The sequence below is a fragment of the Streptomyces sp. CA-249302 genome (assembly GCF_050936785.1).
Classification (GTDB): Bacteria; Actinomycetota; Actinomycetes; order Streptomycetales; family Streptomycetaceae; genus Streptomyces.
Window position 1 is genome coordinate 9,619,795 of sequence record NZ_JBNJMG010000001.1, and the last position, 13,107, is coordinate 9,632,901.

General features: G+C 70.3%; 10 protein-coding genes and 1 pseudogene. 6 read left to right on the plus strand and 5 right to left on the minus strand.

The genetic code is table 11. The features are described 5' to 3' along the window. Nucleotides 1-23: 23 nt before the first annotated feature. Entirely contained in the window at nucleotides 24-911 is an 888-nt protein-coding gene (locus ACQEWB_RS43370) for a Cgl0159 family (beta/alpha)8-fold protein (RefSeq protein ID WP_432841274.1), read from the minus strand. A gap of 14 nt (nucleotides 912-925) precedes the next feature. After that, a pseudogene (gene iolC / locus ACQEWB_RS43375) lies at nucleotides 926-1,887 on the minus strand (5-dehydro-2-deoxygluconokinase). 238 nt (nucleotides 1,888-2,125) lie between these two features. On the opposite strand from iolC, the gene ACQEWB_RS43380 reads away from it, so the two are divergent. The 6 genes from ACQEWB_RS43380 to ACQEWB_RS43405 all read left to right on the plus strand — a co-directional run bounded on the left by ACQEWB_RS43380 (nucleotide 2,126) and on the right by ACQEWB_RS43405 (nucleotide 9,570). Beyond that, the gene (locus tag ACQEWB_RS43380) at nucleotides 2,126-3,145 is read left to right on the plus strand and encodes a sugar ABC transporter substrate-binding protein (protein WP_432841276.1); all 1,020 of its coding nucleotides are present in this window, start codon (nucleotides 2,126-2,128) and stop codon (nucleotides 3,143-3,145) included. Next, the gene (locus tag ACQEWB_RS43385; RefSeq protein ID WP_432844321.1) at nucleotides 3,145-4,221 is read left to right on the plus strand and encodes an ABC transporter permease; all 1,077 of its coding nucleotides are present in this window, start codon (nucleotides 3,145-3,147) and stop codon (nucleotides 4,219-4,221) included. The genes ACQEWB_RS43380 and ACQEWB_RS43385 overlap by 1 nt, the downstream gene beginning before the upstream one ends. A gap of 4 nt (nucleotides 4,222-4,225) precedes the next feature. Beyond that, complete coding sequence (locus ACQEWB_RS43390; RefSeq protein ID WP_432841278.1) at nucleotides 4,226-5,137, plus strand: ATP-binding cassette domain-containing protein; 912 nt, start codon at nucleotides 4,226-4,228, stop codon at nucleotides 5,135-5,137. Between the two features lies 1 nt (nucleotide 5,138). Beyond that, on the plus strand, nucleotides 5,139-6,041 hold the full coding sequence (locus tag ACQEWB_RS43395) for a sugar phosphate isomerase/epimerase family protein (protein ID WP_432841280.1): 903 nt from the start codon (nucleotides 5,139-5,141) through the stop codon (nucleotides 6,039-6,041). A gap of 19 nt (nucleotides 6,042-6,060) precedes the next feature. After that, nucleotides 6,061-7,080, plus strand: a complete 1,020-nt coding sequence (locus ACQEWB_RS43400; protein WP_432841282.1) for a Gfo/Idh/MocA family protein — start codon at nucleotides 6,061-6,063, stop codon at nucleotides 7,078-7,080. Nucleotides 7,081-7,152: 72 nt separating this feature from the next. Then, nucleotides 7,153-9,570 (plus strand): hypothetical protein, encoded by a 2,418-nt coding sequence (locus ACQEWB_RS43405; protein WP_432841284.1) that lies wholly within the window; start codon nucleotides 7,153-7,155, stop codon nucleotides 9,568-9,570. A gap of 4 nt (nucleotides 9,571-9,574) precedes the next feature. Here the strand turns inward: ACQEWB_RS43405 and ACQEWB_RS43410 are convergent, their stop codons facing one another. The 3 genes from ACQEWB_RS43410 to ACQEWB_RS43420 all read right to left on the minus strand — a co-directional run bounded on the left by ACQEWB_RS43410 (nucleotide 9,575) and on the right by ACQEWB_RS43420 (nucleotide 13,079). Beyond that, the gene (locus ACQEWB_RS43410; protein ID WP_432841286.1) at nucleotides 9,575-10,597 is read right to left on the minus strand and encodes a Gfo/Idh/MocA family protein; all 1,023 of its coding nucleotides are present in this window, start codon (nucleotides 10,595-10,597) and stop codon (nucleotides 9,575-9,577) included. A gap of 23 nt (nucleotides 10,598-10,620) precedes the next feature. Then, on the minus strand, nucleotides 10,621-11,916 hold the full coding sequence (locus ACQEWB_RS43415; protein WP_432841288.1) for a protoporphyrinogen/coproporphyrinogen oxidase: 1,296 nt from the start codon (nucleotides 11,914-11,916) through the stop codon (nucleotides 10,621-10,623). 158 nt (nucleotides 11,917-12,074) lie between these two features. Further along, nucleotides 12,075-13,079, minus strand: coding sequence for a Gfo/Idh/MocA family protein (locus ACQEWB_RS43420; RefSeq protein WP_432841290.1), 1,005 nt, complete (start codon nucleotides 13,077-13,079; stop codon nucleotides 12,075-12,077). Nucleotides 13,080-13,107 lie beyond the last annotated feature (28 nt).

Sequence of the window (13,107 nt, forward strand, 5' to 3'; positions counted from 1 at the left end):
TCGTCCGTGTCATGACAGGCGCGTCACAGCAGCCCGACGGCCGTGTCGACCGCCGTCTCCACACTGCCCTCCGCCGGGTAGAGCAGCGACCTGCCGACGACCATGCCCATGACGGTGGGCAGCCGCAGCGCCTTGCGCCAGCGCTCGTACGCTCCGGCTTGCTCCTCTGCGGAGCCCCCGACCTCCCCGCCCAGGAGCACGGCGGGCAGCGTGGACGTCTCCATGACCTCGGCCATGTCGTCCGGGTCCTCGGTGACCGGCAGCTTCAGCCAGGTGTGGGCGGAGGTGCCGCCGAGCCCGGAGGCGATGGCGATGGACTTGGTGACGGCCTCCGCGGACAGGTCGTTCCTGACCTTCCCGTCGATCCGACGGGAGAGGAAGGGCTCGACGAACAGCGGGAGACGGTGCGCCGCCATGTCGTCGATCGCTCGTGCCGTGGACTCCAGGGTGGTCAACGAGCCCGGGTCGTCGTAGTCGATACGGAGCAACAGCTTGCCCGCGTCGAAGCGGAGGCGGGCGATGTCCTGGGCGCGGTGGCCGGTGAAGCGGTCGTCCATCTCGAAGCGCGCGCCCGCCAGGCCCCCGCGGTTCATGGACCCCATGACGACCTTGTCCTCCAGCACGCCGAGCAGGAGGAGGTCCTCCAGGATGTCGGCGGTGGCCAGCACCCCGTCCACGCCGGGCCGCGACAGCGCGATGCAGAGACGTTCCAGCAGGTCGGCCCTGTTGGCCATGGCGAGGCCGCGGCCGCCGACGCCGAGCGCGCCGCGGGCCGGGTGGTCGGCGGCCACGATCATCAGCCGGCCGGAGCCGCCGACGAGCGGACGACGCGAGCGCCGGGCGGCCGCCTCGGCCACGGCCTCCGGGTGCCGGGCCCGGACCGAGACGAGGTCGGAGATGCTGAGGGACAAGTCGAGGCTCCGTTTCAGGGGGTGGCGCGCGCGAGGAGGCCGTCGACCTCGGCCGTGGTGGGCATCGCGGAGGAGCAGGCGAGACGGGAGGCGACGAGGGCGCCGGCCGCATTGGCGTACCGCATGGTTTCGGCCAAATCCCAGCCCGAAAGCAGCCCGTGCACCAGCGCGCCGCCGAAGGCGTCGCCCGCGCCCAGTCCGTTGGCCACCTCGACCGGCACCGGCGGGACCTCCGCGCTGCTGCCGTCGCGGTGCACCGCCAGGACACCCTTGGGCCCTGCTTGACGACGGCCAGCTCCACGCCCGCCTCCAGCAGCGCCTCGGCGCAGGCCTGCGGCTCGCGGACGCCGGTGGCGACCTCGCACTCGTCGAGGTTGCCGACCGCGACGGTGGCGTGCCGGAGGGCCTCCGCGTAGTACGGGCGCGCCTCCTCCGGGTCCCGCCAGAACATCGGGCGCCAGTCGAGGTCGAAGACCGTCGTACCCGCCTTGTCGCGCGCCTTCAGGGCGGCGAGCGTGGTGGAGCGGCTGGGCTCCTCGCTCAGGCCGGTGCCGGTGATCCAGAAGACCCTGGTCGCCCGAATGGCGAAGTAGTCCAGGTCCTCGGTGTGAATCTCCAGGTCAGGAGCCTTAGGCTGCCGGTAGAAGTACAGAGGGAAGTCGTCCGGCGGGAAGATCTCGCAGAAGGTCACCGGTGTCGGGTAGGAGGCGACCGGCGTGACCCAGCGGTCGTCGACGCCGAACTCCTTGAGCGCCTGATGGAGATAGGCGCCGAAGGGGTCGTCGCCGGTGCGGGTGATCACCGCGGTGGACCGGCCGAGCCGGGCCGCCGCGACCGCGACGTTGGCCGCCGAACCACCGAGGAACTTGCCGAAGGTCTCCACCTTCGCCAGAGGAACGCCGGACTGAAGAGGGTAGATGTCCACTCCGATACGGCCCATAGTGATCAAGTCGAGGGACTGCGCTGGCTCGGGCATGTCACAGGTGTAGGCCTCGGGACCGGCAATGTCAATAGTTTGTACTTACATTCGGACCTGCTTGTGAAATGATGTCTTAACAAAGTATTGACAGCGAGCGCGCCAAGGGATTGGATCCCGTCCCAGCGCAACCGCCGCATTTGCGGCAGACGACCCGGACATGCCAAGATCCCGGGCCCTGGATCTTCGGATCCCTTTCTCCCTTTCCCCCGCAAAGCACAGTGAGGTGCCAGGAAAGATGGACCGCTCTTCAAAGCCCCGCTCCCGCAGACTCGCCCCCGTCGTCGCGGTGGCTGCGGTTGCTGCCCTGACCCTCGCCGGCTGCTCCAGCAGTTCCGGGGGCAAGAAGTCCGAGGAGAGCGGCGCCGCCGCCTCCGCGGGCAAGGCCAGCACGCCCCGGATGACCGTCGCGCTGGTCACCCACCAGTCGCCCGGCGACACCTTCTGGGACATCGTCCGCAAGGGTGCCGAGGCCGCTGCCGCCAAGGACAACATCAAGCTGATCTACTCCGCCGACCCGAACGCGGGCAACCAGGCCACCCTGGTGCAGAACGCGATCGACCAGAAGGTCGACGGCATCGCCGTCACTCTCGCAAAGCCGGACGCCATGAAGACGGTCATCGGCAAGGCGAAGTCGGCCAACATCCCGGTCGTGGGCCTCAACTCCGGTCTGAGCGACTGGAAGAAGCTCGGCCTGATGGAGTTCTTCGGCCAGGACGAGACGGTGGCCGGCGAGGCGTTCGGCAAGAAGCTGAACTCCCTCGGTGCCAAGCACGCCGTCTGTGTCGTGCAGGAGCAGGGCAACGTCGGCCTCACCCAGCGCTGCGACGGCCTCAAGAGCACCTTCTCCGGCAAGACCGAGGTGCTCAACGTCAACGGCACCGACATGCCGTCCGTGAAGTCGACGATCACCGCCAAGCTCAAGCAGGACTCCTCGATCGACTACATCGCCACGCTGGGCGCCCCGTTCGCCCTCACGGCCGTGCAGTCGGTGTCCGACGCGGGCAGCAAGGCGAAGATCGCGACCTTCGACCTGAACAAGGACCTCACCAGCGCCATCAGCAAGGGCACCATCCAGTTCGCGGTGGACCAGCAGCCCTACCTCCAGGGCTACCTCGCGGTGGACTCGCTGTGGCTCTACAAGAACAACGGCAACTACAGCGGCGGCGGTGAGCAGCCCGTGCTGACCGGTCCGGCCTTCGTCGACAAGTCGAACGTCGAGACGGTGGCCGCGTTCGCCGCGAAGGGCACTCGGTGATCCGTATGACCCAGCATGCCGAGCCGGCGGTGACCACACCGCCGGCCCCCGGCCCGAAGGAGACCGACGGGCGGACTGCTGAACGGCCCCTGGCCCTTCGGCTGTTGGCCCGCCCCGAGGTGGGTGTCTTCCTCGGTGCCGCCGCGGTGTACGTGTTCTTCCTGATCGCCGCCCCGCCGGTGCGGGACGGCAGCTCGATGGCCACCGTGCTCTACCAGTCGTCGACCATCGGCATCATGGCCCTCCCGGTCGCGCTGTTGATGATCGGCGGCGAGTTCGACCTCTCCTCCGGCGTCGCGGTGATCACCTCGGCGCTGACCGCGAGCATGCTCGCCTACCAGTTGACCGTGAACGTGTGGGTCGGCGTGTTCGCCGCCCTCCTGGTCTCGCTGGCCGTCGGTTTCTTCAACGGCTGGATGGTCGTCAAGACCGGCCTGCCCAGCTTCCTGGTCACCCTGGGCACCTTCCTGATCCTCCAGGGCGCCAACCTCGCGGTGACCAAGCTGGTCACCACCAACGTCGCCACCGACGACATCAGCAACATGGACGGCTTCGACCAGGCCCGTAAGGTCTTCGCGTCCTCGTTCGACATCGGTGGCGTCCAGGTGAAGATCACGGTCTTCTACTGGCTGGTCTTCGCGGCCATCGCCACCTGGGTGCTGCTGCGCACGAAGTACGGCAACTGGATCTTCGCGGTGGGCGGCAACAAGGAGTCCGCGCGGGCCGTCGGTGTGCCGGTGACCTTCACGAAGATCTCCCTGTTCATGCTCGTCGGCCTGGGCGCCTGGTTCCTGGGCATGCACCAGCTGTTCACGTTCAACACCGTTCAGTCCGGCGAAGGAGTGGGCCAGGAGCTGATCTACATCGCCGCGGCGGTCATCGGCGGCTGTCTGCTGACCGGTGGTTATGGCTCGGCGATCGGTCCGGTCTTCGGTGCGTTCATGTTCGGCATGGTCAACCAGGGCATCGTGTTCGCCGGCTGGAACCCGGACTGGTTCAAGGCCTTCCTGGGCGTCATGCTGCTCGGCGCCGTCCTGATCAATCTGTGGGTCCGCCAGTCGGCGACCAGGAGGTGACCCGATGACCAAGAACGAATCCGGAACTCACGGAGCCATCCTCCAGGACGTCGAACCCGAGGGCGAGGGCGGCCCGATCGTCGAACTGCGCAACGCGGGCAAGGCGTACGGGAACATCCGCGCCCTGCACGGGGTGAACCTCCAGGTCCACCCCAGCCAGGTCACCTGCGTGCTGGGCGACAACGGCGCCGGCAAGTCCACGCTCATCAAAATCATCTCCGGGCTGCACCAGCACACAGAAGGCGAATTCCTCGTCGACGGCGCCCCGGTGCGCTTCTCCAGCCCCCGTGAGGCATTGGACTGCGGGATCGCGACGGTCTATCAGGACCTCGCGGTCGTCCCCCTGATGCCGGTGTGGCGCAACTTCTTCCTCGGCTCCGAGATGACCAAGGGCCCCTGGCCCCTGCGCCGCCTCGACATCGAGAAGATGAAGAAGACCGCCGACCACGAACTGCGCGAGATGGGCATCGTCCTCGACGACCTGGAACAGCCCATCGGCACACTGTCCGGCGGCCAGCGCCAGTGCGTGGCCATCGCCCGCGCCGTCTACTTCGGCGCCCGGGTCCTCATCCTGGACGAGCCCACCGCCGCCCTCGGCGTCAAGCAGTCCGGGGTCGTGCTCAAGTACATCGCCGCCGCCCGCGACCGCGGCCTCGGCGTCATCTTCATCACCCACAACCCGCACCACGCCTACATGGTCGGCGACCACTTCAGCGTCCTGCGCCTGGGCACCCTGGAACTGTCCGCCTCCCGCAGCGAGGTCAGCCTCGACGAGCTGACCAACCACATGGCCGGCGGCGCCGAACTCGCCGCCCTCAAACACGAGCTGGCCCAAGTCCGCGGCGTCGACACCGAGGAACTCCCCGAGGAGAAGGACCTCACCGCACCCGTCGCTTCCTCGGAAGGGGCCTCTTGACATGGCGAACGCCCTCGACCGAATCCGAGTCGGCTCGGCCCCGGACTCCTGGGGCGTCTGGTTCCCGGACGACCCCAGGCAGGTGCCCTGGGAACGCTTCCTGGACGAGGTCGCCGGGGCCGGCTACTCGTGGATCGAGCTGGGTCCGTACGGCTATCTGCCGACCGACCCGGCCCGGCTCACCGACGAGATCGCCAAGCGCGACCTCAAGGTCTCGGCCGGTACGGTCTTCACCGGCATGCACCGCGGCCCGTCCGTCTGGGAGTCCACCTGGGAGCACGTGAGTCAGGTGGCCGCGCTCACCCAGGCCATGGGCGCCCGGCACCTCGTCGTCATCCCGTCCTTCTGGCGGGACGACAAGACGGCCGAGATCCTGGAGCCGGCCGAGCTGACCGGCGAGCAGTGGGCCCACCTCACCAAGGGCATGGAACGGCTCGGGCACGAGGTGAAGGAGGCGTACGGCCTCGAACTCGTGGTGCACCCGCACGCGGACACGCACATCGACACCGAGGACCACGTCGAGCGCTTCCTCGACTCGACCGACACCGAGCTGGTCAACCTCTGCCTGGACACCGGCCACTACGCCTACTGCGGCGGCGACAGCGTCAAGCTGATCGAGACGTACGGCGAGCGGATCGGCTATCTGCACCTCAAGCAGGTCGATCCGGGGATCCTGGCCGACGTGCGGGCGAAGGGGACGCCGTTCGGCCCCGCGGTGGCGCAGGGCGTGATGTGCGAACCTCCGTCCGGTGTACCGGAGTTGGGGCCGGTCCTGGAGGCGGCGCAGGGGCTCGGCGTGGAGCTGTTCGCGATCGTCGAGCAGGACATGTACCCCTGCGAGCCCGACAAGCCGCTGCCGATCGCGGAGCGCACCCGCAAGTTCCTGAGGTCCTGCGGCGCCTGACCAACCGAGGGGGACGACCATGGCTCGGCCGGGAACGCTGCAAGTCGCCGTCGTCGGCACCGGAAAGATGGGCGCCGACCATGTCCGCCGCATCCAGGAGGTCATCAGCGGGGCCAGAGTCACCGCGGTCGTGGACGTCGACGCGGAACGCGCCAAGGCCGTGGCGGCCCGCGTCGACGGCTGCACCGCCTACACCGACCCGGCCGCCGCGATGGCGGCGGTCGACGTGGACGCCGTACTGATCGCCTCCCCGGGGCCCGCTCACGAGGCGGCCCTGCTGGCGGCGTTCGAGCACGGTCTGCCCGTGCTGTGCGAGAAGCCGCTCACCCCCGACGCGGCCTCCGCCCTGCGCGTCATGGAGGCCGAGCAGCGGCTGGGGCGGCGCCGGGTGCAGGTCGGCTTCATGCGGCGCTACGACGCCGAGTACATGAGACTCAAGTCCCTCCTGAACACAGGCCAGTTGGGCCGACCGCTGATGCTGCACAACCGGCATCGCAACGTCGCCTCCCCGCCGGGCTGGCACAGCGGGATGCTCATCAACGACTCCGTCGTGCACGAGATGGACGTGACCCGCTGGCTGCTCGACCAGGAGATCACCGCCGTCACGGTGCTGTGCCCGACACCGTCCACGAACGCGCCGGGCGGGATGCAGGACCCCCAGTTCGTGGTCTTCGAGACCGACGGCGGCGCGATCGTCGACGTCGAGATCTTCGTCAACTGCGGCTTCGGCTACCAGGTCCAGGCCGAGGTGGTCTGCGAACGCGGCACCGCGCGCATCGGCGACGGTCACGCCATGGTCACCACCATGGCCGGCCGCTGGGGCGGCACCATCGCCCAGGACTTCGTCGAACGCTTCGCCGACGCCTACGACCGCGAGGTGCAGGCCTGGGTCGACGCCACCCGCCGGGGCGAGGTCACCGGCCCCAGCGTGTGGGACGGCTACGCGGTGGCGGCGGTGTGCGAGGCGGGGGTGCGGGCGCTGACGGAGGGCGGCCGGGTGGAGGTGGAGCTGGCCGAGAGGCCGGCGCTGTACCGCTGACGGCCCAACGGCCTTGGAATTTCGCCCGATTGCGTGATGGACCGGCGCCGCGCGCCGCGGAACCCTGTCGCCGTGACCGAAACCCTTCCTGCCGCGGCTGTATCCGCGGAGACCGTGGAGATCCGCGTGCACGGCGTCAGCGGGACGCCCGTGGAGAGCCTGCTGGAGATCAGTGACGTCCGTCAGGTCGACGGCGACGACCTGGCGGGGTTCTACCGCCTCCCCGAGACCCCGCCGGAGTCGGACGTCCGCTGCGAGGCGTTCCGCTGGGGCGCCATGACCTCGGGCTCGGTCTCCAAGGCCGTATGGCTGCTGATGGCTCCGCTCGGGGTGATCAACCTGGCCGGGTTCACGCTGCCTGCGCCGGCCGGGAAGAAGGGGCAGAAGCATGCCCTCGGGGTGGCCGAGGCGCTGCTGCGGCTGCTCGCCCTGGGCATGACCCTGTTGCTGGTCACCGCCGTGACCTTCGTGGCGGTGGACCAGGCGGCTTGGCAGTGCGGCGGGGACACCAACTGCGCGAAGAAGTTGCTTTTCCTGACCGACGCGCGCGTGGGCTGGCATCTGAGGCTGCTGGTCGCGACGGCGGTGCCCGCGATCGTGGTCCTGGTGCTCGACAGGATCAGCTCCAAGGTCTACCTGTACCCGCCGCCCGCCCGTCCCGGAGACCTGAAGCCGACCGCCGAACCGGGCCGCGACCTCGGGCGCAAGGACTTCTGGGCACCCAAGCCGCGCACCGCGCTGCTGCGCCGCCTGCACCTGACCGCCTCCCTCGCCGTGGTCGCGATGCTGATCGCCCACCTGTCCACGCACTACGTGTACGGCCTGAACGCCGCCATGGGCTGGTCCTGGTGCCTGCTGTGGGCGCTGTTCTGGGTCGCGGCCGCCATCGCCGCCTGGTGTTTCGTCGTCACTGCTGCCGGACGCGCGCCAAGGGCGAAGAAGGTGGACGCCGTTGACGATCCCAACGCCGTCCCGCGGCTCTACAACATCCTGTACGGGCTCGTCTGGGCGGTCTTCGTGGCCGCGGCGGTCACCGGTGCCTTCTGGGGCGGCCGGGTGGTACGGCGCACGGGAGGGCTGCCGGTATGGCTGACCGGCTTCGACTGGGCCTTCCAGGCGTACTACGCCTACGCGGCAGTGCTGTTGGTGGCGCTCGGGCTGACGAACCTGATCCTGGTACGGGGGTACAAGCCCACCGAGGTACCCGAGCCGTACCGGCGGCTGTGGGGCGGTATGACCTGCACCGTCCTGACCGGCTTCGCCGTACTGCTCGCCACCGGCTTCACCTCCGGCCTGATCCTGCAGACGGCCCGTCTGCTGGGCCACCGCGACCGGCTCACGGAAACCCACCAGTCCCTGGACCTGCCCGACCTCTTCCACGTGACGACCCTGCTGTGGGGCCTGTTCATCGTGCCGCTCGTCGCGATGGCGGCCGCCGCCCTCGTCTGGCGTGCGGTGCGCCCCCGGTGGCCCGAGGGGGTGTCGTTCCCAGGGCGAATCGTGCAGGAGTACCCGGACGACGCACGGCCGGAAGCTCGCACCGTCACCCTCATCCGCAAAGCGTGGCAACGCGCCCGCCTGAAGTACCGGTTGCCGACTTGGCTGTGCGCCATCGGTGCCGTCGGCTGCGCCGCTGCCGTCACGCAGGGGGTGGCAGGCGTCGTGGCGGTGCTCCCCGGACGGGACCCCGTCCCCGGGTGGCTGGACGACCACCTGTACGGCGGGCGCGCGTCCCGCACGGTCTTCTCCTTCGCCGACGAGGCACTCGGCACCTGGACCCTGACAGCCCTCGCCGCCGGCCTGGCCTTCCTCGGCATGCGGGCCTTCCGCAGCCCCGCCTGGCGCCGCTCCGTGGGCATCATCTGGGACCTGCTCGCCTTCTGGCCCCGCTGGACCCACCCGATCGTGCCGCCGCCGTACGGAGGGCGCGCGGTGCTCGGGCTGGTCAAGCGGGTGGAGGACAGGACCGCGGCCGGCGGCAAGGTGGTGCTGTCCGGGCACAGCCAGGGCAGCCTGATCTGCGCGGCGGCGGCCCTCGCCACGACCGAGAAAGCCCGCGAGCGGCTCGCCCTGCTCACCTACGGCTCCCAACTGATGTGGGCGTACTCCCGGTTGTTCCCGGCGTACATCGGCTACGGCACCCTCACGGACCTGTACGCGGTCAAGCTGCCCGAACGCTGGTACAACCTGCACCGCTGGACCGACCCCATCGGCGGGCCGGTGCTCGCGTATCCCGCCTCGGGGACGGTCGACCCGGTGCTGCCGGTCACCAAATGGCGGACGATCACCGAAGTGCAGGTCGAGTCCGACCCCGACAGCCCACCGCAAGGCTGCTGGTGGCGCAAGCTGGGTCCCGAATACCAACTCCGGGACCCCCGCACCGTCGTAGCGTCCGACAACGCCCCCGCCACCCCCATGCTCGGCCACAGCGCCTACTACGCGGACCCGGCCTTCGACGCCGTCGTTCGCCAACTCGCCGCGAGAATCTAGCCGTTCAGCTCCCGATCGTCGTCCGTGGCCGCGGCTCGAACCCCGCGGCCCGGTAGCACTCGTCGATCAGCGTCATCGTCGCCAGCGCGTCGTCCGCGTCCAGCGCCAGCGGAGCGCCCTCGCGGACCCGCGCCGCGAACGCCTCCAGCTGGTACGTGTACGAGGACCGGGTGCCGAGCCGTTCCGTCCGCTCGCCCTCCGCCGTACGGACCACGACACGGTCGTCGAGGTGGGGGAGGACGAAGTTCGGGGCGAGGGCCTCGCCCTTCGTGCCCACGATCCGGCAGCCCATGTCCAGTCCGTCGTAGGCCATGTGGCAGCGGGCGGAGCCGGTGACGCCGCTGGGGAAGGCGAGTTCGGCGTCCAGCCATTCGTCGACGCCCGGGGTGCCGGCCCGTTCGCCACCCTGTGCGGAGACGAGGCTCGGGGCGCCGCCCGTCCAGGGAGCCAGCATGCGCTGGGCGTGCAGGCCGTAGCAGCCGAGGTCCATCATGGCGCCGCCGGCGAGGGGGAGGGACCAGCGCGGGTCGGTGTCCTCCGGGGCGCCGATCGCGACCATCGTCTCCACCCGTTGCAGGTCGCCCAGTTCACCGCTGTCGAGGAGTTCGTGCAGCCGCCGCGTGACCGGGTGGAAGAGGTAGTGGAAGCCCTCCATGAAGACCGTGCCGGCCTTGGCCGCCACCTCCCGTACCTCGGCCGCCTCCTCGGCGTTGCTCGCCGACGGCTTCTCCGACAGGACGTGCTTGCCGGCCGCGAGCGCGGCGAGGTTCCAGGGGCCGTGCAGCCCGTTGGCGAGCGGGTTGTAGACGACCTCCACCTCGGGGTCGGCCAGCAGTTCGGCGTACGAGCCGGCGACCCGCTCCACGCCGTGCTCGGCGGCGAAGGCCTCGGCACGGGACCGGTCGCGGGCGGCCACCGCGACGACGCGGTGCCCGGTCGCCCGGGCCGGCTCGATCAGGGCGCGCCCGGTGATCCGCGCGGCGCCCAGTACTCCGATGCGCAGTGGTTCCCGGCTCGTCTCGCTCATGACGTCGGTTCCTCCTTGATCCGTTACGGCAGTGTCAGTGTGCCGCCCGCCGGCGGGAAGCGGCGGCGGGCGAGGTCCTGGGCGTGGGCGACGGCGCACTCGATCAGTTCGAACGCGGGCAGACCGCCCACGTGGTAGGTGTGGTTACGGCCCTGGAGCGCGTCCAGCCGGTCCAGGGCGCCGTCCGCGAGGTCGCCGGAGGCGAAGTGCGGCATGAACGCCCACTCGCGCTCCAGATGCACCGCCTCCAGCCGCCCGCCGAGCCCGGCCACGTCCTCCCGCAGCCGCGCGCCGACGTCCTCGGGGTGTCCGTAGGAGTAGAAGGTCCGCACGTCGCTGTCCGGGTAGCGGTGGTGGTACGAGACGCAGTGGCCCTTCGACTCGCGGCTCGCGGTGTGGGCGTCGAGGAAGTAGAAGGCGTCCGCCGGCAGGCCGGACGCGGTGGCGAGGGTGGTGTGGTAGGCGTTGGCGCGGATCCGGGAGGCCAGGTCGCGCTCCTCCTCGGTGGCGTCCAGGACCGGCAGGACGCGGTCGAGGGCGACGGCGAGCACCAGGTCGTCCGCCTCCACGGGGCCGACGTCCGTGTGCACCCGTACCCCCTCCGCCCGCCGCTCGACCGACTCCACCCGCACCCCACAGCGCACGTCCTTCAGCTCCTCGGCGACCCGCCGCCACAGCGCGCCGAACCCGCCCACGACCGTGAACGCGCCCGTGTGGCCCAGGAGTTCGGGCGGACCGGCCAACAGGCCCGTCATCTCGGCGTACTTGACGAGGTACAGGGCCGGTACGTCGTCGTCGAGGTAGCCGTATCCGGCCGCCGTGTAACCCGTGCCGAAGGACTCGGCCAGGGACTGGAGGTCGTGCTCGGCGAGCCACTGCGTGACCGGGGCGGCCAGTGCCCGCGCGGAGTGGGCGAGGCCGGGGTCGGCGATGTGCGGGAACTCCCGTTCGCGCAGCGCCAGGTAGCGCAGGAAGGATTCCTCGCGCAGGAACGACATCGCCTGCCGGGTCGCCGCGCGCCCCTCGACGTCGAGGACGCGGTACCGGCTGGTGCGCTCCGTCTCCACGTCCAGTTCGGTCACCAGCTCCGCGATCCGCTCGTACCGGGTGGTGCAGATGTGTCCGCCGAGGTCGTAGGCCCGGCCGTCGACGTCCACGCTCTCGCACTTCCCGGCGACCGTGTCCCGCTCTTCGAGGACGGTCACCCGGTGCCCGGCCCGCTCCAGCTCCCGGGCGACGGCGAGACCGCTGGGGCCCGCGCCGATGACGGCGACCGTGCGGGGACGTAACTCCCTTGAAGTGAAGGTCTGTTCGGTCATGCGCATCGCTCCTCGGTCGGTCCGGCCGGCGGGATCTCATGCTCGTACCCGGAGATCGCCTGGGCGTGACCGACTGGGGCAACGTGACCGTTCGCACACTCGTGTTCCGGGCACCGGAGGCCGTTCCGTGCCCGGAACACGAGAACCGTGGGCGCCCGTCAGGCGCTGCGGACCTCGGCGATGGTCACCGGCCGGTGCTCGTGCAGCGACAGCGTGCACGCGTCGGCGATCCAGCCCGCCTCCAGCGCGTCCTCGATCGTGCAGGGCGAGGGGCGCTGCCCGGCCACGACCTCGGTGAACGCGGTGAGTTCGGCGCGGTAGGCCGCGGTGAACCGGTCCATGAAGAAGTCGTGCGGGGTGCCGGCCGGGAAGGTCACGCCGGGCTCGACCGAGCGCAGCGGGAGCTTGTCCTCCAGGCCGACCGCGATGGAGTCCGTGAAGCCGTGGATCTCCATGCGGACGTCGTAACCCCGGGCGTTGTGGCGGGAGTTGGAGACCACCGCGATGGTGCCGTCGTCGAGGGTGAGGATCGCGCCGGTGGTGTCGGCGTCGCCCGCCTCCTTGATGTAGTCCGCGCCCCGGTTGCCGCCGACGGCGTACACCTCGACGACCTCGCGGCCGGTCACCCAGCGGATGATGTCGAAGTCGTGCACCGAGCAGTCGCGGAAGATGCCGCCGGAGGCGGCGATGTACGCGGCCGGCGGGGGAGCCGGGTCCAGGGTGGTGGAGCGGACGGTGTGCAGCTTGCCCAGCTCGCCGGCCTGCACGGCCGCGCGGGCGGCGACGAAGCCGGCGTCGAAGCGGCGGTTGTAGCCGATCTGGATCGGCACGTCCGAGCCCTGGACGGCCTTGAGGACCTGCACGCCCTCGGTCATGGTCTTGGCGACGGGCTTCTCGCAGAAGACGGGGATGCCGGCCTCGACGCCGGCCAGGATCAGCCCGGGGTGGGCGTCCGTGGCGGCCGCGATCACGATGCCGTCCACACCGGCGGCCAACAGGGCCTCCGGCGAGTCCACGACCTCGCCGCCGAACCGCTCCGCGGCCGACTTGGCGGCGTCCGCGAACGGGTCGGTGAGCACCAGCGACTCGACCGCGTCGAGTCCGGACAGGGTCTCGGCGTGGAAGGCGCCGATGCGGCCGAGGCCGAGGATTCCGATACGCATGGGGTGTTGCTCCTTGCAGGGTGCGGGT

Bases quoted from the DNA above. Each gene is read 5' to 3' on its own strand.
- ACQEWB_RS43380 (WP_432841276.1), top strand. From the start codon at position 2,126: ATGGACCGCTCTTCAAAGCCCCGCTCCCGCAGACTCGCCCCCGTCGTC.
- ACQEWB_RS43390 (WP_432841278.1), top strand. From the start codon at position 4,226: ATGACCAAGAACGAATCCGGAACTCACGGAGCCATCCTCCAGGACGTC.
- ACQEWB_RS43395 (WP_432841280.1), top strand. From the start codon at position 5,139: ATGGCGAACGCCCTCGACCGAATCCGAGTCGGCTCGGCCCCGGACTCC.
- ACQEWB_RS43400 (WP_432841282.1), top strand. From the start codon at position 6,061: ATGGCTCGGCCGGGAACGCTGCAAGTCGCCGTCGTCGGCACCGGAAAG.
- ACQEWB_RS43410 (WP_432841286.1), bottom strand. From the start codon at position 10,597: ATGAGCGAGACGAGCCGGGAACCACTGCGCATCGGAGTACTGGGCGCC.
- ACQEWB_RS43415 (WP_432841288.1), bottom strand. From the start codon at position 11,916: ATGACCGAACAGACCTTCACTTCAAGGGAGTTACGTCCCCGCACGGTC.
- ACQEWB_RS43420 (WP_432841290.1), bottom strand. From the start codon at position 13,079: ATGCGTATCGGAATCCTCGGCCTCGGCCGCATCGGCGCCTTCCACGCC.